Genomic DNA, 21,562 nt, shown 5'->3' on the forward strand with positions numbered 1-21,562 from the left:
CTTGCCTATCTGACCGATGCCTTCACCAGGATCGTCAACGGCCATCCAAACAGCAACATCGATGAGCTGCTTCCGTGGGCTTATTGCCGTCACGACCTCAAAGCCGTGGCCTGAGAACGACGCTTACCACCGTTCAGGAGGCCGGCTGCTTCGCTTTGGGCCTCGAGGGCATTCCGGCCGAGCTCGCGGGACGCGCAAACCGATGCGCTGACCATACCCACCATTTGGATTGCAGCCGGGCCAAGCTGCTCGGGCCAGCTGGTCGTACTCCACGACGTCTTAGGGCTGGTCGAAGGTAAAAGGCCAAAATTCGTCGCGCCTACGCGAATGGGGAGGTTCTACAGGAGGCGCTGCTACGCTGGGCGGTCAGATGTCCGTCAGGGCACACATTCCCTGGGACTCAGGGATGCTATCGGCTTCCCGAGGAGCTCCGCGAGACCATTGCGAACTGGAAGGCTCCCCGCCAATGCCGGCGATCAGGTCCTAGAGCCCACTCAGAAGAAGCCGTGATGCGGAAATTGGACGATAACCGGCGCGCGAGCGCGGAATTTGAGCGTCGATATGTCGTTGATTGCGTCAAATCAGTGCCGCGAGCGCACTAGTGTGCAGCATTACGCTCCGGTCTTGGCAGGTCGGATAGTGTGTTTGGAAAGAGCAGGGAGAAGGATATGGTTCGCCATTTCTACCGGCTCCGAATGCGCACATTCGCAGCTGCATTGCGGCAGCACAGCAGGCGCGAAATGCTGCAAAAAGTCCGGTTTCAATACAGTCTCATGCAGCTTGGGAATGAATTGAAGTCCTCCGACAAACGCTGTATCGCGGCCGGACATCCATTAGAGCTTGAACGGGGTGCGATCGAAGTCGTTCCTCACAGCCTCGCTTCCCAAGATCCCGCGGAGCTCGACGGCATTGCCGTCTACCGGGAAGCGGATCAACGCCCTGACCTTCACCAGCTCTCCAGCCCTGCGCTGCAGCGGCCATTTCGCAGGCGCGTGAGGCGCTAGCCTGCACGCGATCGCCTCGCTGATATGGTTGCGTGCGTTCGCCACCAGCCCAGGGGCGGCCTGGCTGACTAACGCCTTCGCAGCTTCGCAGAGGTTGCAGCACAACCATGGGCTCCAACGTAGGGCCACAACTTAGGTCGAAAATTGTGCGATTGACGTGAGCGATCTGCTTTCGTCGGATTGCGAAAAAAGGCCGTGCGAAAATTCCGCACGGCCAAGTCAGGGAGGAAACGCCCCAAAGGGCGGCTGAAGAGAGCATAAAGTGAGTGCCCACACTCACTGGAGCTCCAAGCTTGCGCCTACGGTCAAGTCGCGCAAGCCGGATGTTGAAATATCCGTTTCTTGCGCTGATTGAGCCCAAATTTAGCGCATGCGTCGCATGTTTTATGCGAATTGGAGCGTTCAGATGCAGCTATTCCGTGAGACGCTCAATTCAAAATGATCACGTCATGCCCACGCTCTGTGTTCGTCAAACTGACGCAACAGCAGTTAGGTCGTGCACTGGCGCGGGGCGCGGCGTTTTGCGCACGAGTTCAGGATTTGGAAATCAATCTAAATTAGCCAGCGCTCGTTGTTGATTGAACGAAGCAGGTTGACCCCGTCCGATCAACGTCGCGCGACTTGCTGACCTGCGATTGTCAGCACCGCTCAAACAGATCAGGTCACTTCGAGGGACAAATGGTGAGCAAGAAATTCTCCGGCACTCGCGAACGTTGGTCCGTCCGATGGGGCTTTCGGATCAGATTGCGCGAGCAGATGGCAGTGCTCGGGATTTCTGGTGTGCTGGTCACCGGCGTAATCTGCGTCGCAGCTCTGCACTACGCGAGTATCGTTCAACGAGAGGCGAGCGCGAGCAATGAATTGAAAGCCCGTGTCGTTTCATTGTCACAAAGCTTTCTGGAGTCTGGCCAAATCGCGACCGAGTTCCTCCGCAAGCCCACTGAAATGTCGATCAAGACGCATGCGGATCTTCTTGATCGCCAGCTCGACGATTTAAGTCGGGTCGAAAAACTGATCGGGGAGTTGCCCGGCGATGATCCGCTGCGGCAGGCCGCCTCCCTGCGGCCGGTAATTGATCTCTATGCGACCCGCTTTTAACGTCGTTGCAGCACAACGCAACCTAGGCTTCAATGAAAATGAGGGATTTCAGGGCAAGTTGCGCATAGCCGTGCACGCGGTCGAGGAGCGATTGAGACAGGTGAAGCAGCCGCGCCTCACGATCTTGATGCTGATGATGCGCCGCCATGAGAAGGATTTTATCTTACGGGGCGAGGAAAAATACGCAGATCAGCTTTCCGCCAGGGGGATGGAGTTCGAAACCGAACTTGCTCAGGCAAGCCTGCCTACGGAGGAGAAATCCCAGCTTCTCGAGCTGATGCGGGCGTACAAGGCAAATTTTATTTCATTCATGGTGACGCAGCAGACGCTAAGCGATCAGGTGGATGATCTTCGACAGATTCACGGCCGCATTCGCCCGGCAATCGCAAAGGTCGTGTCCGCGGCAGACGCGCATGCGCACGCTATGGAGATCCGAGCCGGAGAGATTCGGCAGAGGCTGGTCTGGCTCATTGGACTTGCAACGCTGCTCGCGGGCCTGTTCAGTATGCTCTTCGGGCAGCGCATTGCCAAAACCGTCGCCTCGATGACCGCGGCCATGCGCCAGCTAGGTGAGGGGCGGTTCGATGTAGTATTGCCGGGCCTCGGTCGAAAGGATGAGCTCGGCGATATGGCTGAAGCGGTAGAAATGTTCAAGCTGAGAGGTCGTGAAAAGCTGCAGGCGGAGCTTGATGCTAAGGTCGAACGGGACCAGGCTGCTGCTGACCTGCGTAAGGCCGATATCGCTCGGCTTGCGGGCGAATTCGAAGCAGCCGTAGGGCAGGTGATCGAAGCCGTTTCGTCCGCCTCGACGGAGCTGGAAGCCTCCGCCCGGAGCCTTACCTCCTCTGCGGTTGAGAGCCGCCAACTCTCGATGGATGTTGCCTCATCATCCGACGACGCGTCCGCCAACGTTCAACGCGTAGCGACCTCGACAAGCGAAATGGCTCTAACTATCGCTGATGTAGGCCGGCAGGTCGAGGAAGCAGCGGAAATGGCGCGCGAAGCGGTCCGCAAGACCGAGCTCAGCGATCAGCGCATGGTTGCTTTGGCGTCCGCGGCGGAGCGGATCGGCAGCGTCGTTCAACTTATTGCGGCGATCGCGCGGCAGACCAATTTGCTCGCGTTGAATGCGACAATCGAGGCTGCTCGCGCAGGCGATCTCGGCCGCGGCTTTGCAGTTGTCGCCGAGGAAGTCAAATCCCTCGCGATGCAAACCGCCCAAGCGACCGTTGAGATTGGCAAGCAAATCAACGACATTCAGGCTGCGACAACTGAAGCTGTCGGCGCGAATGCCGAAGCCGGCGCCATCGTTGCTCGCATTTCCGACATCGCTATGACTGTTGTCGAAGCCATCGGCGAGCAAAAAGAGACCAGCAAGAATGTCGCGCTCAACTTACACGAAGCTGCGAGCAAGACCACTCAGGTGGCGGCGAGCGCTGGTGAAGTTACTCATCGCGCCAAGGCAACAGGAGGGGCTTCGATGCAAGTGTTGAGGTCTGCCGAACTGCTGTCTGAGGAAAGCTCTCGGCTGAAGCACGAACTTGGAGGTTTCCTCAGGAGAGTCCAAGCGGCATAATTAGACAAACCGCAAGCTCGCATCTTGCGCGCGGTGACGTAAGCGCCTTTCGGCTGGAACCAACCGGAACGGCGCTGCGCGGCGAAAAATGTTGCAGCGTGCTTCTCCAAGGGAGACGAGTCTCTTTCGTCATCATGATCGCGGTAGCGATCACAGGTGTCTAACAAATCGACGCGACCTGACGTTACAGCAGACCGACGGTAGAGTGCCATCTCAGTCAACCTGCATCAATAATTGCCGCGCTACTCGGGCTGGCCACCTAAATCCTCACGCGAACTTGATCTTCCGGATAGACTTAGCAGTGCAGCGGATCCCTGTCGCCCCGCGATCGCTGCGGGCTTCGCAACATTGTTTATAGAGCGATCTAGATTTACAAACGGATCGAGAGAAAATCGTCATGGAGGCGAGAACGCTCTCGGAAAGGCGAATTGGCTCGCCTTGCAAAAAAAAGCTGCGCGTCGTGAATCTTAGAAAGGTAGTTCTCCGGTTAGGCCGAAAAAGAGTTTGTCTTCGACTGGGCTTGGTCCGTCGTTGTCTGAGACTGTTCGTTCGTAATAGTGCTCTCCTGAGAGGAGCGCTGATGAACTGGAATGAGGTCGTTGACGAATCCGTGTAGAGGGTAGGCGCGGGCAAACAATGGTTCGTGTTGTCACGTGCATCAATTCGGGTCAAACGTTCGGAGAATGAGAAGGCGTCGTGTTCACTTTCAAGCGTTTCGTTGTCCTTACAGCGGTTAGCGACATCAACGCCTATTGCCTCCAAATGTTGTGAACAGGGCGTCATCTGAATGTCAATATGGGGGCATATCTGCACGAGCACGTATGCGGCGGCACCTTTTGCTCTAGGCTGGTGGTGCGGGACGTGTTCTGGTTGATGAAGGAGCTTGTGACATGGTGAGCACGCGTGAAGTGTCTGTCGATGACGCCAGAACCGTGACCCAGATGGTTGGAGCTCTACTTACAGAACTCGGCGCTCGCCACGTGCAGGCTGAACTGGATGCTCGGCTGGTGGCCGACCTGCTTGTGAAAGAGCGCATTCATGGATTTCTCGGTTTTGTCGAAGAGCGCGCTGTAGGCATTATCATGGTGGCGGAAAGTATCTCGCTTTTCGCGCGCGGCTCCTACGGAATCATCACTGAACTCTATGTCGTACCGGATCACCGCTCGTCTGGGGTAGCGATGAGCCTCATCGAGGCGGCCGTGGCCCTCGGTACCGAAAAGGGCTGGGGTCAACTTGAAGTCGGGGCTCCCAGGCAACCGGTGTGGAGTCGCAGCCCGAATTCAGCGTTGTATTTGAAGGCCGGCTTTGCTGAAATCGGTCCGCGCCTTAAATTGCCACTACACCAGGTAACTAGTTCCCCGGCAAAACCTCCGACCCCTTCGCGATTAGAGCGTAGGCGACGAGATGTGCTGCGCCGCCACACTCCGGACACAGCTGTTGCAGGGGCGGGTTCGCCTGCGCCCAATTTGTCCTGGTGAGGCTTGCAAGGCTGGTTTGAACGGGGCCGACAACTAGGGCCGCTACCGCTGCCACCGCTGCTACATTCCATGGAATGGAGTTCGCCGGCGAGGTGCCTTAAGCGCCGCGGCTGCCTCTGTTGTGTCGTTCCTATACACGAAGCCACCATGCGGGTTGCAAGAAGCCGGAGAACGATCTTCTATGGCACGATCGCACGCGCGTGGCATGGCGGACCTGCCATCCGCGGACCGTTAATAAGGGGGGACAGAGCCCCTCTCGAACTGGCAACAGGGTCCTGGCAGCGAAGTCGAGACACCCGATTAGATTAAGAGAATTGCGGAGCAATAGCCTTCAGGAGGATGGAGGAGCACGGTGCTCGGACTTTCTAACCTTCAGGGCTCGCCTTTTCATGGTCGCGGTCAGTTTCTTGGTTTTGGATCTTTCCGGTAGTTTAGGATGTGACCGCTCAGACGATCCAATTGACTCTCCCTCTTGATTCCTTTTCATCCGTCCCTCTCTAACAAGGGGCTTACGCCCGAGTGACTCATCAAAACATCAGGAGTCGAGATCACACAAAGGATACGCCGCGCATTCAGAAGATTGTCGGATTACACCTCAGGATTCTTGTTGGTCTGCCAGGCAAGCGTTCTGCAGCCGGTGCCTGATCGCGCTAAGTCTGTTGCCCAGCTTGCCCACCTCCTGAACAGCAAGGTCTCCAAAAACGAACCGATCGAGCTTTTCCTGCTTCGCGGCGATAATCGCGAGACGTTTGCTGGCGTTGTCTGCCAATGAAAGATGCATGACCCGGGCATCCCGCTTGCATGGCTTGATGATGCAGCAATCTCTTCCTCTCCAGTAGCTTCGATTGCGTGGTGACGAAAGATGGATCAACCTTCATCAACTTTGCAAGCACTTTGACCGGAATACCGTCGTCCTCGTCCAGGTCCGCCAACCATCAAGAGCATCATTTGCGCCCCGGTAATGCCAAGCGCAGCAGCGCGCCGCAACGAAGAAGATCATTCAGGCACGCATTGATCAACCGGATCTCGCGCGTGAAGCGACGGACCTCCTCGCCATTCTCAGCAGGTCTGTTTGCGGGGGGTGTTGTTAGGGCGGACGAGTTCGGCGCCATTGTATGCAAGGTGCTCGATCGTCAACTTTGTTTGGGCTCAACATTCGACAGAGACCAGGCTGTTGGGCCGGCCGACTGCGAGCTGCGGAGTACCGGGCGTAGGTCACTATCCTGTCGCTCCGCTCCCGGTAGTCGCCGCTTCGATGCACATGTGCCGCAACTTCGCACGATCGCGAAGGTGGAATTCGCCGAAAATCTCCACTCGAGCGAGGAATTTTGGCGTTTAGGGGCGCCGCATGCGCGATGACCGTCTCGCTAGGGCTGCAAGACTACAATCCAAGAGTGAAGCATCGGAATTGGCCCAGCAGGCGGTAGGGGCAGACCGGGAAAGGGTAGGCGAGCGCACAGGGAGCAGGGAGCTGAGGCAGACGATCGATTGAAGCAAAGCGGTATTGGATTTTCGGCTACTCGATCAATTCAACTAGAAAGCGCGCTGTGCTATCATCGCCTTTCAAGTTGGGGGATTCTCCGATGTTGGACGCCACTACAACAGCACTTCTGCGGGAGATCCTAAAAGCCGTCTGTGTAAACGTGCCTGGGAGTGATGGTGGCGTGCGGGCACATGTCGCCTCGAAGCTTCTGGAAGCCGCCAGCAAAGGTGAGAGGACGCGCGAGCGTCTCGAGCAGATTGGCCTCGATGCGCTTCGCCACGCGCCGAGCATGTGGCGGTAAGCGACCGGAATGATGCCGACGTCAGGTGAACATTCCGAATCTCAGAGTTGACCGTCTCGGAGAAGAAGGCGCTCCACGCAATCTTAGGTCAGACCGCTTACAAGAGCTCATTCCCTGAAAACTCAGCGTTGTGGGCAGATTTAGAAGCCGCCGTCCAGCCAACCGACCGGGCTCCATGCACTCGGTACACTTGGTAATCCTGTCGATGGGGCGATATGGCGTCAGAAAATCGAACTTGGGAGAGTTACCAGAGTCTCAGCTCTCGCTTGCTTCATCTTGCTCCCGTTCCCGCGATCACCGCCGCGATGAGGCCGGGGCTCCCCCAAGCAGGCCGGTTTCGAACGAGTTGCAACTGCCATAGACGGCAGCCATTTCGGAAGGGTGAGCTTAACAGGAGCTTAGGAGCTAAATGCTTCGACGTAGGGCTTAGGTGCCGCTGCGCCAGTTCTGCATTCGTAAAAGACTTGGCTAACCGACCCGAGGGCGGGCCGAGTGCTCGCGACGCATGCTGCGGTGAAGATCGAAAGTATTGTGTGAGGGTGGCTATGTTCCCTCGGGTTTGGAAGCCCACTTAAATTGCTGCGGCTCCAAACGTCGTTGAGCTATGGTGCATTGACCGGTGGCATGGGCGCAGTCGGTCGCGGCACGAAGTCAGTATGGAGCTGACCGCGTGCGGACACCATGATCGCAAAGGTCACAAGAAGAATGAAAAAGCCGCGCATTTGACGAAATCAATCCGAAAGCCATGTAGCAACTATGAAACGTCTCGCTCCGATGCTTTCACATGGGCCGCGAATCGATAACTGCAAACCCGCGGCTCGTGAGGCGCGAACACCTTCGGTTCGCATAGGCCGGTAATGCATTATGCTGGTAGTGCTGCCGCAAAACAGCAAACTCGCCCTGATAACGACGAAAACACGCATCCTCAACCGAGAAAGGAAGGAATTTTGCATCGGATTTGAACAAAAATGCTGATCGGGCGGGAAAGCAGCGGCGGCTGTATTCGCTTCTTTGGCGCAGTCGAGGACGGCTCCATGCGCGATCACGACCTTGTTTCGGGTAGCCTCTTGGCCCTTACCGTTGTCGGTATCGCGCTTCTCTGCTCTAGCTTGCTCGCATTTGCCTTGAGTTAGAGCGCGGTAGCAGAAGTCAGGGAAGCCGCAGAGTTCTGCCTGCCGACCGAGGCAACAAGCGGATCCTGGAATACTCGTGGTGGACAGAGCACTGCCGCCAAGAAGTGCCTGGGCTGCTTCGGACACGACGAGAGCACTATCGCTATTTCGATTTGAGCTAGGGGCGGCACCTCGATGACAGCAGATCTTCTGGAGCCACAAGAGCTGTTTGATTGACCACGAAAAGGTATTATTCTGATATCCGCGACGGCGGCCAATTCATCCGCGACGATGAAGGTGTGGAGCTACCCATATCAAGGCTGCGCTCGAAGAGGCGACAACTGCGCTCTCCGAGATAGCGCACGAATGGGCTAGAAGCAGGCCCGCATCACTGCATGGCAGTTGAAGTTCGCGATGACCATGGCCTTGTCTTGCAGCTGGCATTTCCAGCGTCCAAGGGGAATGTGATGAACAACCACGTTCCCATCCGGAGCGTTGATGCTGTTTCAACAGGCGGCCGCCCCAATCTATTAGATAAGCGGCTGGAAGATAGAATCCCATCGTGTTGCGCGAGGGGAAACCGAATTGGGTGGGGGCGAGACTGAAATCGACGAGTGGCCCCGCGGCAAAGTTAGCGGCAAGAAAGTGCCGACTCGATGAGCAAAAAAACGGCGAGTGATCGGCCATTTTCGCCGCTAATTGTCATGGACGCAATGCTAAGTTGTTCCGCAGCAACTGGCTGGGGGAGCAGCATGGTCAACGCATTTCGCAACACGGTTATTGCTGTCACTTTTATTGCAAGCGCCAGCGTCAGCATTGTGTGGGACTTTAACAGCTACATCGCCTGTGCCCTTGCGCTAGTAGTCTCATTCGCGGCCGGCTATTGCGTCGAGCGCGCCTTCATCCATCGGCCACATCGCGAGTGATCCACCTCCACGGCGCGGACTGGCATTCGGCAGAGGACCTACACGACGGTATATGATCGCCATTCAAGCTTGTCGGATGAGCGACCGTTGAGACACGTCGCACAGTTCACGCTGATCGGCCTTTATACCGGTACGCGTGCCGGCGCCATAGCCACTGCTTCTCCGTTTCGGGCCGAAGGGAAATCATTCGTTGACCTCGAAAGCGGATTTTCAACGGCTCGGCGCTTGGCAAGCAGGCAAGCACCAAACGTCAGCCGCCCGTGCTTTGCCCGGCATGCTTCTTGCCCGTCTTCGACGATGCGCGAAAGCGCGCTTGTTGTGGGCCTTGTAAGCGTCGGTGCCGATGAAGTTCTGAACGTCAGGCTGCTTGAGTAGTTCATAAACATCGTAATAGTGCCGCATGAATTCGACCGAATCGCTGCCGTCGGCCTGCTGCTTACGGAATTTCGTTGAGATGGTCTGGAGCTTTTCAACGAAGGTGTAGCGGGGATCATAGCAAGGCACCGCCTTGGCGCGATTGTCGATCACGGTCCACTTTGTGTGCTACAGCATGATCATCCATCCAGGAGCTGATGTCCTTCGGTGCGTTCGGGGCCACGGTATCGAAGCCCGCCTCCAGCAGGACGCCGTCGCGCAAGCCTTCCATAGCTTCGACCACCGTCTTGTAATTCAGCTTGATCCCACCGCCTTCTGTAGTTGGGGACATCGTCAAACTCGCTATCGCGCTCGACACTGCTAATGCCGTCGATCTTGATCGTCTGGGCTAGCCAATCGTAGAAGTCCTTGCGCGACTGGATATGGGCGGGTTTGTTCTGGTTCTTGCCGGTCTTTACGTCCCGGCCGGGCGGCGGCTCGATCAGAATATCGATGTCCTCCGAAAACCGGCCAATGATCTTGTCACCCTTGGACAGCGATGTGCCGCCTTTAGTTGGAAAGTATAGCTCAGCTGCTGAAGGCCATAGAGGCAATGCATGATCCAGTAGTCTTTTTCGACCAGGGCCGGATCAATGCCCTTCTCATCCGCCACAATCCGGATCAGATCCGCAAACTGCTGGTGATTGTGGAGGAAATCACGCGGCATGCAATTTCGCCCGCCCTCAGTGCACGTCCGAAGAACTTCTTGGCGCGCTCGCTTCCGTACTCGCGCACAGCAGGACGCAAGCGCTTTTGATCGCATTCAGCGGCACGCTCCGCCACACGCCTGAGAACTTCATCCCTGGCCTGTCGACACGGCCCACGAATTGGCCCGATCTCTCAGCCTGCGCCTAACCAAGAAAGGCCGAATCCGGTTCGGGTTCCTTCGCACCGGCCATCGAGACCCCCCTCGGTTTTCTCAAACCCTAAAATCGACAGAAAATAGAGACGAAATTCGTCAGTTGCGCCAGGAGGATCTGAGATCGAGTCGTTCACAAAATGAAATCGAGTCGTTCTTGCAGCGGAAATCGAGTCGTTTTCAAACTGTCCGCATACACTACTACTACTAACTACTACTACTAACTACTACTACTATCGAAGGGCGAGGCGTGGTGGGCCCGGCAGGACTCGAACCTGCAACCAGACCGTTATGAGCGGCCGGCTCTAACCATTGAGCTACGGGCCCCGCCGCCGGCGACCGCTGAAAGACAGCCCGAACGGTGCCCGGGCTCCTTTATAGGGTGGCAGGCATTCTGGCAACGCCAAAGAAGGCGTGATCGAGCCACGCGAACAGGCTGACTGACCAGTGAGCTTCTCGTAGCGCTCCAGCGCAAGCGCCGGCACCGCCTCACCATGGCACCGATATCCCATGCGTCCGGTATCCAATCTGATTAAAACCGTGGTTGCTGTGCCGCCCTTCTTCGCCGATCGCTAGGACTTGCACGCACGCACCACGGATCTGATTTTGCAGGTCAAAACGTGCGAGCCGCTGCCGATCTACAATCATGATTTCGCGTTGAGTATTGCCGATGAATCGAGCACGCCGGCACTATGCAATTGCGACACTGCACGTGAAACTGTTTCAATGGTCAGGCAATCAGCGATGTTTTCTGCGTGCTGCAGGCTATTGGTAGTCAAGCTTAGCAAAGGTACGTCAGACAATCGCGTTAGTCTCAGCGACCGTCTCACGAGTGTGCCGCTTAAGTGTTCTGCGTGATCGCTTTGGAAGCGGCTAGCACAGGTGAGACAAGGCCAGACCCCTAAAGCAGATCGGTCGCGAAGCGCTCTCCAAATCCCCTAGCATGGGGCGCTAGGTCCTGCGTATCGCGCTGGCGTGCAAGGACGTTCATGAGTTCCTACGGCGCTCGCGTCGTATATTTTGCTCTTTTACTCCGCTCGGAATGGCGCAGTCGCGCAAAACACGCATTTCGTTACGGAAAGCCGCAGGAAAGCCGCTTGGAGGTCCGGGCGATTTTCGGCAAATGGTGACGACCACGGTGCCGTCCCGTTTCGCTCCGGCCCTCTTATTGCCTGCGCCCTACCTGTATCCGGCGTGCCGCTTTCGCGCTGGTGGTTACGGACAAGCTGAACGCTCTTTACGGTGGTAGACCAGCTGGACCGGCGATGTGCGATTGACTAAGGTCAGATGGTTCAATTCAGATCCTCCATCCTTCAGCGAACTTAACGGAGGCAAGAGATCTCATGCGCGACTTTCTCGTTACCGGAGTGCTCATACTTCCCATCCTCGTCGGCTTTGGATCGCCTTCGACCGCTGGTTCACGGGTTCACTCGCAGACCCCACCGGCTCGCCAAGACGTTTATTGCCTGCAGGGCCGTACTTGGGGATATCCGGGCAACTGCCAGTTCTCAACCTATAGCCAGTGCATGGCTACCGCATCCGGTACATACGCCTATTGCGGTATCAATCCGATCTATGCGTTTGAGCGACAAGGAAGACAATTGCGCTAATGTGGAGGAAAATTGCGAGATGCGCTAAGCGGCGGCTTTGGACGCGAGATCGCGCTGCCGAAAAGTTTGCCGTTCACCCGCCCTTACCTGGCCAGGCTCTGAACACAAAAGAATAGGAAGAGACGGGGAACAGGTGTAACTCCGATCGATGAAAACATTTCGCGCGGTTGTCCTCACACTCGAGGGCGAAATCATTCTGACGATTGCTTTAGTTTGTGCCACCGAGGACGAAGCCAAGGCACGTGCTGAGGATCTGCTCGAGGACGATCCTGTAGAACTCTGGGATGGCCCGCGCAGAATTGCGCGCTTCGAGCCCGAGCACTAGCCAGCCCCGCACGGGGCACGGCTTCTCATCGTCTCTCCGAATAAGATGCAGAAAACGATCGGCGAAGCCTGAAAATTCCGCGCAAATATGCGATCTGGTGCTTTTTGTTGCGCCGGCAGCATGGTCTGTAAGGCGCGTGCAACATGGCAAATGCTTGAGATGGACTTCACGCGGACCGAATGGAGCGGCTGCAGCGAAAGTTTTCTTCCCGCCGCAGCTGAAGGGCTAAAATCATCCGATGCGCAGATTTTCTGCGGACACTTTGCCTGAGCTGGCTGTCTTGAACTCGAAGTCGATCCGGGCGTAGCCGGTCTTCTCAACCGCCCCAACGTGCAGGAATACGTCCGCTCGGCCATCATCAGGCTTGATGAAACCGTAACCCTTCGTCGCGTTAAACCACTTTACAATGCCAGCCGCCACGTCAGTATCTCCAGCTAAATGACCACGATGTAGCTAGTTGTTTGCGCAACGATCAAATCCTTAACTGGTGGGTGCACGTGACAATCGCAATCCGCTTTGCAGGCTATGGCGACTGGCATTCGCGCCCGGACGGCCGATTGCGGCGGCGATGTCTGCGACTGCCATTGCGGCGTCCCGACGTCAGAGGAGACGCGGGAAGTTTACTTGCGAGAGGCGTCTCAATCGTGTCTTCGAGCGCTCGCTCCTGAGTGATGGTCACCGCCGCTCGTTCCAGTGAAGCAAGAAAGGCGCGTCCCCCTTCTGTTATGATCCAGTGCCCGGAGTCTCGCTCAACCAATTTCTGCCCGAAAATATTGAGACCTGGTGCCCGCTCGGCCAGTCGCTTCATGCGAGCCGTCCACTCCGGGCCGCTGGTGTAGAACACTGTGAGGTAATTCTTTAGGACGGCGAGACTGGCGCGGCCCTCCGGTTGGCCGGCGAGAATTTTAAGTATCGAGAGCTGAAAACTCACATCCGTCAACCAAACGCCGCAACACGAACGCCGTAGATATTAGCGGCACCCCTTCTGGGCCCCGAACTCCGTTTCAAAACGAGAACATGAAGAGTAATGCTAAATGCGCGGAACGTCCCAAAGTCTGGATACAAGCTTAAACAGCCGTTTCGAATCCGGGAAGGGGCCTTTTGATGTTATTCATGGGCTATGCCGGAACATTGGGCTGTCAAGCATCCAAGCTGCGTGACGCTGGACAGCCCAGAGCTTTCCGAAAGGCAAGCCTCAACGTCTCACAGCGACCAGCCAAATTCGCGAGAGCGCCAGTCGAAGGTCGCGACGTTGCAAGGAGAGTGAGACTACCATACGCGCGTGAATGTATCGGCGCCCTTCAACTTGCTGGGCTTGCCGTTCTGGTCAACGTAGAACAGCGTCCATGAGGTCGGTATTTTGGGGCCATTAATTTTGCCAACCCAGCGGGTAAAGGAATTGCACTGGGCAAAAGTGACAACAAAATACAAGCCCCTGGGACTAACGGCTCCGGATGCGGGATAGGGGATGTCTTGGCACGCAAAACCGTGAGCGTGGTTTGTGAAAGTTCCTTGTATTGCCCCGCTGTTGGCGGACAAAACGAACAGTTCTGAACCCCGTTCATTCTTCCAGAATGAAGGAGCAGGAAGACCCTGCGCGGTGGCCTTGCTCGATACCATGAAGCATTGGGCAAGCAGCAAAAGTCCTAGAAGTCTCTTCATATTCAAACCTCGAAAGAAGTAAGTCGCGTAAGGGTAGCAACATAGATCGTGTAATTTGGTACAACTTGAGGTGACGTTCGCTGCCTTAATCTTGCATTCGGCAGTGGAATCCGGCGCATATACCCGAAGTCGCGCCGGATCCTGGCGCCTACGGCCTGAATCTCCCGAAGAGTGGTCGCGGTGTCCGCGCGGTAAGCCGATGCTCGGCTACTTTGATGTGACGCGAGCGCTCCCGGTCGCCGAAATGGTCGGCGCGGTGCGGGAACCAGAGGACGAGAGCGACATCGGTCTCGCGATCTTCGCCGATTGCGCGTCGATTTTCTGGAAAGCAAGTTTGAAGGTCTCCCGGCGTCTCGCAAGCAACCGGCTGACTTCGACGACCTCGGATCTCAGTCATCGCTGGGTGCGTTGAGCCCCATATCCATCCGTTTTCGCCGCTGGATCGGCAAAGCCATAAGAAGGTTTGCGTTTACAATGGAGCACTCCTCGGGGAGAGATCGTGGGAGTCCCGAGGAAAGTCATCCGTCATCTTGGTGTGTCAGTGCTCACCTAACCCCGCGAATTCTTGGAGTTTCAACGGCAAGGAAGTGGCCGTAACAGCAGCAAGGTAGCGCTGGCTCGCGGAGCACGTCGTGAACTGAGCTTGAGCACTGGCAATATTGCGCAAAGAGGTGCTGTCGCCGACAGTACCACTTGACGGTTGGCCGGTATGGCGTCAACGACAAAAGCCAATAGGAACTGGACATGGATGTGATTGATCAAGCGAACGCCTCGGATTTGCCGCCCGACTTGCACAGGCCTTCAAGGCGCTTTTCTTGGATCCTCGTGCTTTTGGCCGTCTCCATCGGCCTGTGCGCTGGGGGTGCCTATTATTGGACTAGCGCCGAGGCACCTTCCGGGACGTCATCGGCGCGTGAAGCTGCTCAGACGACAGGCTTGTCACACGAAGAAAAGGAAGCTCTCTGGGAGATCCGATTGGGACAACAGAAGGCGAGTGATGAAATTGAGAAGGCAAGTGATGGAATTGCAGAGCTCAATCGCAACATGGGTGCGCAGCAAGCCGATTTGAAGCGGCTGGCCGACCAGATCGAGGCATTGACGGCCAAGATCGAGTCTTTGCAGAATTCACCGGTCCCTACATCTGTGCCCGAGGCTCCTTCTCCACCAGCAGCCCGTCCGGTATCGAGGCCGGTGAAGAGAATGGTCCAGCCCTCTAAGTCAGAAGGCCCAATCTCGGTCGGGGGTGCGCCGCTAATTGCTGATCCCAGCTCCGACCAGCGTTGATGCACCCCATAGTGTTGTCGCGGTCGCTTCAGCCTTCCGGCCGGTCGGCCGAGCCTCAGTCGATTTTTCTGCGTCTCTTGAGTTCGACAGATCAAAAGGTCGAGGACTGCTTCAACCAGCAGTCCGACGAATGGCTATTAGAACTGGTAGTTTGCGGACCTGGCGGACCTCGCCCAATTTAAGCGCAGTTGCGGTGCGCAAGCGGCCGCAAGGGCGTGAGATTTCGATCGCCTCGGCGGAAACAGGTGCGATGATCGCATACCTATCTGACCGCGCAAACGCCGTTACCGCCGTGGGGATCCTCTGTTCTGGTGCAGCGATGGGGTTAGTAGCCAGAGGACACCAGGAGGCGGGAGTAGCGCTCGGACTCTGGGCGATTATCGCTGATGATGTCGATGGCGAAATTGCCCGGCGTACCAAGAATCGAACGATGGCCACCAAGGCCATTGGTAAAGCTCTCGATGCGGTCCCGGACCTCATCTTTGGATCAGTTATCCCGGCAATTGTCATCGCATCTTTCATCGATTTGCCAGCATCTGCGGTATTCACAGCGTTCATGATATTGATCGGCGCTCTTCGCCTGGCATATTTTGACTATTTCGGATTGGACCATCGCGGTTATTCGACCGGTCTACCTCTCTCTTACGCTTTGCCAGTGCTCGCGGCGATCTTGATAGTTGACCGCACAATTGCGCCGCTCGAGCTAGGTGTCGTTCTTCCTGCCGTCTTTGTACCGCTATCGCTGCTCCACATCGCGCCGTTCAAGGTCAAAGCCTCAGGCACTCTTGTGCATGTCATCACCATCTGCGTAGCGGTCACCGGGTCCGCCGGACTGCTGATTACGAGTAGAACGGGCACATAATCGGTGTGGCATAGAACGCGATAAGGCTGAGAAATGTCGAGCGTAATTGACGGCGTGGTATTTGCCGGAACCAGGGGACTCGCGACCCGCTGTCTTCTGTTTGGCATCGAAACCTGCGGCAAAGACCACATCGCGGGCATTCTCGGCGCTTCCCGGTACGAGAAAACATGGTGGCGGCATGAAACCAGTGAGGAGCTTTGGCAAGTCGCAGATCGCTTCGGGATACCGTTCTTCGAGTCGATAGACGATGTTCCTCCTCTCGGAAAATTTCTCGTCAGTATCATGTGGAACAAGATCTTCTCCGCCCAAATCCTCGCAGGCTTTGATCGAGGAGGCATTAATCTTCATCCAGGCCCGCTCCCTGAATATCGCGGCAGTTTTGCGCGGACGCATGCCATACTCAATGGCGAGAAGAGCTTCGGGGTGACTGTCCACTATCTTTCAGAGCGAGTGGACAGGGGCGATATTATCGGTGAGTTGCAATTCCCAGTGCTGCCTTCAGAGACAGCTCTTTCTTTAGATACCAGAGCCCAACTTTATGGCTACGCGCTGTTCTGTCAGATGTGGCTGCGCTTGTTGGACGGATCGGCTACCCGTCGCTCCCAAGACGTGTTGATCGCTCAAGATAAGCGCAAGCCTTGCTTCTATCCCATGCGCACGATGACCGCACTCTTGGATTCGTCGGACGTTCCACGCAGCGCCGAAGAACTCGATCGGCTCTATCGCGCGCTATATCTTCCACCACGGATTGAGCCTCCGAAGTGGCTCGTGGAACGAGTCCTGACCGATGAGGTTCGGACGCTCATTCGTGGTGTTTAGCCTCTAAGGGTAATGTTTGAACTTGGCGCGCAGCGCGGCAGGTAATCCGGAAAATCTGAGATCGCGCTTTTCGAGGAGGTCAACGAAGGCCAGTTTGTTGCCAGCACACTGCGGCTCCGCGACCTGACCCTGATCTTAGCTCTGGAGGGCGTCTGGAGCATCCAGCCTATCGAGAGGTGCCGGCGAGCCGGCGACCCGACCGCCTGGGCGCCGGCTTAGCACGCATGAGGGGGCCAGCTGTGTGTGGAATTTGCGGATTCATTGGACGGATTACCGATAAATCAGTGACCGAACGGAACCTCGCCGTCAGCAAGATCGTCTCCAGCACGTTGAAAACGCTCGGCGTGTCAGGCCGAAGCCTGAAGCACGGACCATTTGATCTATGTATCAAGGAAAGCGCTGGGAATTTGTTCGGTCGAACATCGAAGAAGCTATCGCGTCGAGCCGATTTCGGCCAGGCGAAAAACTTCCGAACGACGTCGAGCGTGCTCTCGAATATGGTGTCAACCGGCACACCGTAAGATACGCCATTCGGGCACTTGAGCAGGAAGGACTGCTTCGTGTCAAGCAGGGGAGAGGCACCTTCGTTGTCGAACATTCAACAGCCTATCTTCTCTCCTCTCAAACCCGGCTAACCGACAATCTCATCTCGCGAGGCCGCTTGGCTCGTCGTAAGATCCTGACTACCGCAACGATACCGGCAGACGAGCGGCTCGCCGGCTACCTTGACTTGCAGGCCCGTGACGATGTGCCTGCGCATCGACACGCTGAGTGATCAGGACGAGATTCCAATCGTCATTGCGCATAGCTACTTTCGGCGAAACGCACTCCCGGACTGCTGGACAAACTCTCTGGCGCCAACTCGATCTCAGCAGCTCTCAGGCGCATCGGAATTGACGACTACTCGCAGCAATGGGTGACGATCAGTGCGCGTCTGCCCTCCGCCCAGGAGGCGCGCCTGCTTGAAATGTCCACTTCGGCGCCGGTCTTTGTCAAAGAGAGCCTTGATTGCTCTGGCCGTATTCCGATCAAATTTGGCGAGAACGTACTTTGCGCGCCAAGAATCAGCTTCAGATTCGACTTCAAAGAGATTAGTTCCGCGGAGCAGTCGCTTGCAGGAAAGTCTCGATCCGGAAGAGCGCAACTCAGCAAATCGAAGTCATCTATCTCCTCCAAGGTCTAGGTCTTGTCCCATTCCTGCGGTCAAAGCGGCTGGGCGCGAAATGACTGTTTCGCTAGCACCATTGCTTGGGATGTGTTTCACATTGTATGCCGGGACGAGTGCTCGCGTTCTGCTAAAACAATGGGCGGCCGCTTTGATTGCGGCCTCCGTCAAGCTTACGGTTCTGGGCCGTTCTTACCCGCCCGGCGTCAGAGGCAGCCATGAATGTCGAAGACGCGCAGCGACAAGCCTTCCGTGACCGTCTTGAACTTCACCCCTGGGCGATAGGATCAAACGTGGTCGGCTTCTGCGAAGATGCGCTCGGCGGTACGCAGATCTTCCGCGTCATCGATTTCGTACCACCTGAGGCCATCGCATCTCACCGCAGCAAGCAGTAGGCCTCGTGTTTCCACGAGATAGGAAAGAAGCTCCTCGGTGTAGGCCTGGGTAGCTCCGGCCCTGATCATATCGTCTAGGGCCGGAATGACCTCTGTCCGCAGAGTAGATGCGGACAGCCGTAAGAGATTCATCGTCTTGTAGAGAGGGGGGCCACCCGCGATAAGATCTCGCGCTGTTTGTTTCAACCGAAATTCTGAAATGAAGCCAAGATCGGACAACAGGACCGCCGATCCCTGCATCAGCTCATGGAAGGGAGCGACAGCAGCCGCGTTGGTCGCTTCAGTGATGATCAGCTGCCGCAATACATTTTCCTCGAAGAAGACGTCGCCCTCAAGAACGAAGTAATCTCCGGAAAGGAGTGCGTCACGCGCCAGCCAGAGCGAACAGGCGCTCCCAGTACGGTCGTAAACCGAGGATTCGACGTAGTTAATCGTAACACTGCCAAAGCGGCTGCCGCAGGCATCTTGGATCGCCTCTTTGCGATACCCCACAACGATCGTTACGTGTTCCACGCCAAGACACCCAAGGTTATGTAGCGCGTTGTGCAGGATGGGGGTGCCATGGATTTGGACTAGAGGTTTTGGGCTTAGCTCCGTGAGCGGCCGTAGACGAGAGCCCACTCCAGCGGCAAGAATGAGAGCGTGCTTGGGAATATTCACAGGCATTTCAATTCGCTTTCTTCATCCCGCCTATCGCTCTGCAAGCGTCGTGAACGCCTCTGTTAAGTGTCAGGTGCCGCAGACTTGTGAGACCACCCCAGAGATTGAAAGAGGCAGGCATGAATTCTGGTCGGCGTATATACTTGCACCAGCCGCTGTGTGTCCTTCCTTGAGCCATAGGCAAAGCTGTTTTGCCATGTGGAGAGCCTCTCCAGGAGTTTTACGTCGCTGCTAGTTCCATGACGCTGAGCGGGACCGACGAAAGGTGAGGGGACTCATCGGCAGATTTTGAACAAAGGAAGCTTCAGGTGACAAACCCTGCTGCCACTAGCGGGGCTGCAGATATTGCTTTTCGGCCACGGCGAGTTCGTCATACCTCAGGAGCTCGAATATCTCGCTGAGCGGTGCGATCTGAGGCTCAATGCTCGCAACGCTCTCTTGAGCTGCGATACTATCGCAGACGCGCCGCATCGCAGCTGCCGCAGCTCGCATGGAGTGATTGGCCCAGACGACCGTGGAGATGCGCGCATCCCGATAGGCTGAGACTGGCGTTCGATAGTATGTGGTCGGAACGATCACGACAGGTAGCCGGTTCCGCCACTCGGTGACGAACGAAAGCATCTCGTCCGCTGTACTCTTTCGTGAATGAATCAAGATAGCATCGGCTCCCGCGTCGGCATAAGCGTGAGCCCGCAAGATAGCTTCGTTCAATCCGTGCCCGGCAATGAGCGCCTCGATCCTGGCCACGAGAACAAGATTTTCGGCGACTGCATCCTTTACAGCCCGCAGACGACCGCAGAATTCATCAATATCGGCGAGCGGATGCCGCTCACCAATGAGCGAGTTCAGCTTCGGGAAGCAGCTGTCCTCAAGCGAGACGCCTGCCGCGCCAGCCTGACGAAGTTTGCGAGCGAGCAGGCGAGCATTGTTGAAATTGCCGAAGCCGCCATCCCCATCAACGAGCACAGGTAACTCTGTCGAGTCCACTACGCGCTCGACGCTCTGGACGAGCTGGCTCCATGAAGCTTCATTGGCATCACGATAGCCCAGGGAGCTGGCAATCGACAGACCAGACGCCCAGAGCCCCTTGAACCCTGACCGCTGTGCGATTGTGGCGGATAGGCCATCATGCGCTTCCATCAGAAACGAGAGCTCATCATTCGAGCAGACCTGAACATGAAGCATTTCGGCAGGCGACGGCCGCGCGCATTGATGACCTGCGGTGGGCCGAACGGCTTGTGGTTGATACTGCATGCCTAAATCCTGGAAAACGAGCGATTGGCACCAATGTCACTGCTCATATCGTTTCGGCGTGATGCCGCTCAATGACCAGCATTGGTAGTTTATTGGGACCGCAAAGGCTTGCATGCTCGCCATAGGAGGCGCGCCGAACGCAAAGCTTTCGCTATGAATTGATTGGCGTCGTGCCCAAAGGCTGGAAGAAGGGTTTTCGATGCGAATGAATGACCTTTCGTTCGCGAGCCTGGAGCTGCGGCCCCCAGAGAGAATTGCCCCCCACTCCTCGAGGGGGAGCGCTTAGTGAAAGGGTGATATCCGGCTCACATAGAGTTGACGCAAATATCGAACAGCCACGATTGTCGCAAAGCTGCTGTGAGGTTGACGACATACGTCGCAGCCTGTCGGCAGGGCTGCGGCGGGATGGCAGGATTCGCGCGAATGGCGTGGCAATCGCCGAAGAATTTGTCCTGCCTCCGCGACAGTTTGCTCGCGCCACTGAGTGGTATGGCATTTGCTGATGCTTTCCTGTTCTCTGGACTACAGGAGAAATTCATGGCGGATAGGCAAGAGGTTGTGCTGTCGGAACGGGAAAGACAGTGTTTGCGATGGGTCGAGGAAGGGAAGTCATCCTGGGCTATCGGAGTGATCCTGAACGTGAGCGAGAATACCGTCAACTTTCATGTCAAGAATGCGATGCGAAAGCTGGAAACGTCCAGCCGGACTTAGTGCGTCGTCAAAGCGCGACGCCAGGATATTATCTAAGGTAACGGCATAGGTTCCGTTGCCCCTAATGCAGATCTGGCGAAGTGTAAGGGGCGACTTTGGGTTGCTCCGGCGGAATGCGAAGCGAATTGCGCGCCCGCAGCTGTTTATGAAGGGTGTGCTTCTATTTCGTCGCCGATCGTCACGGGGCGCCGTGGACCACCAGGCGAGGTGAGATCGCGGCGCAAAACGCTCTTGAAAGCTCGAGGGTCTGTCGGATCTGATCGATCCGTCCCCGTGCTGCGGACGCGGCGGTCGTATGCGTGTCCCAAATTGGGGGGCGATCGTAGCGGTTTAGGTACTAAAGTCGTTGTCATCGGAAAGGCGGTGTAGACGGTCTAGGCTGGACACGAAGACGGCAATGATAGTCCGTGAACCCATTTTCGAAAGCGTGCTGCTGTTGACCTTGCCCCCGGGGCTTAATCCAGTTTGAAGTTCGTTCTGGCCCACGACGAGGACCAGAGCATGAAGCGTAGCCGCTTTACGGAAGAGCAGATTATCGGGATCTTGAAGGAGCACGAGGCCGGG

At 56.5% G+C, this 21,562-nt stretch carries 22 protein-coding genes, 1 tRNA gene and 1 pseudogene; 16 read left to right on the forward strand and 8 right to left on the reverse strand.

Annotated features, from left to right (window positions below; genetic code table 11):
* The 6 genes and pseudogenes from I6F16_RS36445 to I6F16_RS36470 form a co-directional block, all read left to right on the forward strand.
* Positions 1-114: transposase domain-containing protein (locus tag I6F16_RS36445; protein WP_225174422.1), on the forward strand; the 114-nt coding region annotated here is incomplete at its 5' end.
* 17 nt (positions 115-131) lie between these two features.
* Positions 132-452, forward strand: a pseudogene (locus I6F16_RS36450) (3-methyl-2-oxobutanoate hydroxymethyltransferase); the annotation flags it as partial.
* A 216-nt stretch (positions 453-668) separates the two neighbouring features.
* Positions 669-1,004 (forward strand): hypothetical protein, encoded by a 336-nt coding sequence (locus tag I6F16_RS36455; protein ID WP_157784119.1) that lies wholly within the window; start codon positions 669-671, stop codon positions 1,002-1,004.
* A 678-nt stretch (positions 1,005-1,682) separates the two neighbouring features.
* A complete protein-coding gene (locus tag I6F16_RS36460) occupies positions 1,683-2,102 on the forward strand; it encodes a hypothetical protein (RefSeq protein ID WP_225174653.1) in 420 nt (139 codons plus the stop codon).
* A complete protein-coding gene (locus I6F16_RS36465) occupies positions 2,086-3,678 on the forward strand; it encodes a methyl-accepting chemotaxis protein (RefSeq protein ID WP_225174654.1) in 1,593 nt (530 codons plus the stop codon). The genes I6F16_RS36460 and I6F16_RS36465 overlap by 17 nt, the downstream gene beginning before the upstream one ends.
* A gap of 890 nt (positions 3,679-4,568) precedes the next feature.
* Entirely contained in the window at positions 4,569-5,156 is a 588-nt protein-coding gene (locus tag I6F16_RS36470) for a GNAT family N-acetyltransferase (protein ID WP_081494655.1), read from the forward strand.
* Between the two features lie 595 nt (positions 5,157-5,751).
* Here the strand turns inward: I6F16_RS36470 and I6F16_RS36475 are convergent.
* A complete protein-coding gene (locus I6F16_RS36475; RefSeq protein ID WP_225125869.1) occupies positions 5,752-5,937 on the reverse strand; it encodes a hypothetical protein in 186 nt (61 codons plus the stop codon).
* Between the two features lie 2,771 nt (positions 5,938-8,708).
* On the opposite strand from I6F16_RS36475, the gene I6F16_RS36485 reads away from it, so the two are divergent.
* A complete protein-coding gene (locus I6F16_RS36485) occupies positions 8,709-8,978 on the forward strand; it encodes a hypothetical protein (protein ID WP_225174655.1) in 270 nt (89 codons plus the stop codon).
* Positions 8,979-9,188: 210 nt separating this feature from the next.
* Here the strand turns inward: I6F16_RS36485 and I6F16_RS36490 are convergent, their stop codons facing one another.
* Positions 9,189-9,506 carry a nucleotidyl transferase AbiEii/AbiGii toxin family protein gene (locus I6F16_RS36490; protein WP_225174656.1) on the reverse strand — a complete coding sequence of 106 codons (318 nt, stop codon included), beginning with the start codon at positions 9,504-9,506 and terminating at the stop codon, positions 9,189-9,191.
* 26 nt (positions 9,507-9,532) lie between these two features.
* Positions 9,533-9,946: a nucleotidyl transferase AbiEii/AbiGii toxin family protein gene (locus I6F16_RS36495; RefSeq protein ID WP_249785744.1), complete on the reverse strand. Its 414-nt coding sequence runs from the start codon at positions 9,944-9,946 to the stop codon at positions 9,533-9,535.
* On the opposite strand from I6F16_RS36495, the gene I6F16_RS36500 reads away from it, so the two are divergent.
* Entirely contained in the window at positions 9,946-10,149 is a 204-nt protein-coding gene (locus I6F16_RS36500) for a hypothetical protein (RefSeq protein WP_225174657.1), read from the forward strand. The genes I6F16_RS36495 and I6F16_RS36500 overlap by 1 nt on opposite strands.
* A gap of 353 nt (positions 10,150-10,502) precedes the next feature.
* Here I6F16_RS36500 and I6F16_RS36505 read toward each other — a convergent pair.
* Positions 10,503-10,578, reverse strand: a tRNA-Ile gene (locus I6F16_RS36505).
* 1,016 nt (positions 10,579-11,594) lie between these two features.
* Here I6F16_RS36505 and I6F16_RS36510 point away from each other — a divergent pair.
* Positions 11,595-11,861, forward strand: a complete 267-nt coding sequence (locus I6F16_RS36510) for a DUF3551 domain-containing protein (protein WP_225131411.1) — start codon at positions 11,595-11,597, stop codon at positions 11,859-11,861.
* 148 nt (positions 11,862-12,009) lie between these two features.
* On the forward strand, positions 12,010-12,186 hold the full coding sequence (locus tag I6F16_RS36515; RefSeq protein ID WP_157784124.1) for a hypothetical protein: 177 nt from the start codon (positions 12,010-12,012) through the stop codon (positions 12,184-12,186).
* Between the two features lie 231 nt (positions 12,187-12,417).
* On the opposite strand, the gene I6F16_RS36520 is transcribed toward I6F16_RS36515, so the two are convergent.
* Together I6F16_RS36520 and I6F16_RS36525 are read right to left on the reverse strand one after the other, a co-directional pair.
* The gene (locus tag I6F16_RS36520) at positions 12,418-12,606 is read right to left on the reverse strand and encodes a cold shock domain-containing protein (protein WP_225174658.1); all 189 of its coding nucleotides are present in this window, start codon (positions 12,604-12,606) and stop codon (positions 12,418-12,420) included.
* Positions 12,607-13,455: 849 nt separating this feature from the next.
* Positions 13,456-13,848 carry an avidin/streptavidin family protein gene (locus tag I6F16_RS36525; RefSeq protein WP_225174659.1) on the reverse strand — a complete coding sequence of 131 codons (393 nt, stop codon included), beginning with the start codon at positions 13,846-13,848 and terminating at the stop codon, positions 13,456-13,458.
* Between the two features lie 199 nt (positions 13,849-14,047).
* On the opposite strand from I6F16_RS36525, the gene I6F16_RS36530 reads away from it, so the two are divergent.
* The 5 genes from I6F16_RS36530 (at position 14,048) to I6F16_RS36550 (ending at position 17,588) form a co-directional block, all read left to right on the forward strand.
* Positions 14,048-14,260 carry a hypothetical protein gene (locus I6F16_RS36530; RefSeq protein WP_225174660.1) on the forward strand — a complete coding sequence of 71 codons (213 nt, stop codon included), beginning with the start codon at positions 14,048-14,050 and terminating at the stop codon, positions 14,258-14,260.
* A gap of 332 nt (positions 14,261-14,592) precedes the next feature.
* Positions 14,593-15,132 carry a hypothetical protein gene (locus tag I6F16_RS36535; protein ID WP_225174661.1) on the forward strand — a complete coding sequence of 180 codons (540 nt, stop codon included), beginning with the start codon at positions 14,593-14,595 and terminating at the stop codon, positions 15,130-15,132.
* Between the two features lie 193 nt (positions 15,133-15,325).
* On the forward strand, positions 15,326-15,994 hold the full coding sequence (locus tag I6F16_RS36540) for a CDP-alcohol phosphatidyltransferase family protein (protein ID WP_225174662.1): 669 nt from the start codon (positions 15,326-15,328) through the stop codon (positions 15,992-15,994).
* 33 nt (positions 15,995-16,027) lie between these two features.
* Positions 16,028-16,813: a formyltransferase family protein gene (locus tag I6F16_RS36545; RefSeq protein WP_225174663.1), complete on the forward strand. Its 786-nt coding sequence runs from the start codon at positions 16,028-16,030 to the stop codon at positions 16,811-16,813.
* Positions 16,814-17,195: 382 nt separating this feature from the next.
* Positions 17,196-17,588 (forward strand): GntR family transcriptional regulator, encoded by a 393-nt coding sequence (locus I6F16_RS36550; RefSeq protein WP_225174664.1) that lies wholly within the window; start codon positions 17,196-17,198, stop codon positions 17,586-17,588.
* Between the two features lie 677 nt (positions 17,589-18,265).
* On the opposite strand, the gene I6F16_RS36560 is transcribed toward I6F16_RS36550, so the two are convergent.
* Both I6F16_RS36560 and aepX read right to left on the reverse strand, forming a co-directional pair.
* Positions 18,266-19,039 (reverse strand): phosphocholine cytidylyltransferase family protein, encoded by a 774-nt coding sequence (locus I6F16_RS36560; protein WP_225174665.1) that lies wholly within the window; start codon positions 19,037-19,039, stop codon positions 18,266-18,268.
* Positions 19,040-19,360: 321 nt separating this feature from the next.
* Complete coding sequence (gene aepX, locus I6F16_RS36565) at positions 19,361-20,218, reverse strand: phosphoenolpyruvate mutase (RefSeq protein WP_225174669.1); 858 nt, start codon at positions 20,216-20,218, stop codon at positions 19,361-19,363.
* 492 nt (positions 20,219-20,710) lie between these two features.
* Here aepX and I6F16_RS36570 point away from each other — a divergent pair, with 492 nt between their 5' ends.
* Positions 20,711-20,998 (forward strand): helix-turn-helix transcriptional regulator, encoded by a 288-nt coding sequence (locus I6F16_RS36570; RefSeq protein ID WP_225174666.1) that lies wholly within the window; start codon positions 20,711-20,713, stop codon positions 20,996-20,998.
* The last annotated feature ends 564 nt before the right edge of the window (positions 20,999-21,562 follow it).

This window comes from Bradyrhizobium sp. IC4060 (assembly GCF_020193715.1).
GTDB classification, from domain to species: Bacteria; Pseudomonadota; Alphaproteobacteria; order Rhizobiales; family Xanthobacteraceae; genus Bradyrhizobium; species Bradyrhizobium yuanmingense.